Raw genomic sequence first — 717 nt, 5'->3', positions numbered from 1 at the left:
AAGCGAAGCGCACGCTAACGAAGAATCATCCTGACATGAACTTTGTCGAGTCTGATTCGAATGGTCGTTACGCTCTTATCGCCACTTTTACTGAGCAACGTTTGCAAGAGATTCGTAACTACGCTGTAGAACAAAACATCACGATTCTACGTAACCGTGTAAACGAGCTGGGTGTTGCTGAGCCGCTTGTGCAACGTCAAGGCGCTAGCCGCATCGTTGTTGAGCTGCCAGGTGTTCAAGATACTGCTCGTGCGAAAGAAATTCTCGGTGCCACGGCAACCCTTGAATTCCGTGAAGTTGATGATAAAGCTGATTTAGCAGCGGCGGCGAATGGCCGTGCACCTGCGGGCAGTGAAATCAAACAAGATCGCGATGGTCGTCCTGTTGTACTTAAAAAGCGTGTCATCCTAAGCGGCGCTAGCATCACGGATGCAAGTTCTAGTGTGGATGAATACGGTCGCCCTCAAGTTAACATCTCGCTAGACAGCGAGGGTGGTAACAAGATGTCGGCGTTCTCGAAGAAAAACATTGGTAAGTTAATGGCTACCGTGTTTGCTGAGTACAAAGACAGCGGTCGTAAAACGCCTGAAGGCAAAGTTATCCTGACTAAGCACGAAGAAGTGATTAACCAAGCAACGATTCAATCTGCACTTGGCCGTAACTTCCGTATTACAGGTATCGACTCAGCTGCTGAAGCGCACAACCTCGCACTTCTAT

1 protein-coding gene is annotated in these 717 nt (G+C 48.7%); it reads left to right on the top strand.

Annotated elements, in window-relative coordinates:
• Positions 1–717, top strand: a 717-nt coding sequence (locus tag R8O10_RS25060) for a SecDF P1 head subdomain-containing protein (RefSeq protein WP_412035175.1), incomplete at both ends; no start/stop codon positions are given.

Source organism: Vibrio sp. 1727 (assembly GCF_033344415.1).
In the GTDB taxonomy this organism is placed as follows: Bacteria; Pseudomonadota; Gammaproteobacteria; order Enterobacterales; family Vibrionaceae; genus Vibrio; species Vibrio alginolyticus.
Note: the sequence above shows the minus strand (reverse complement) of the source record. Positions and strands in the feature narration are given on the sequence as shown.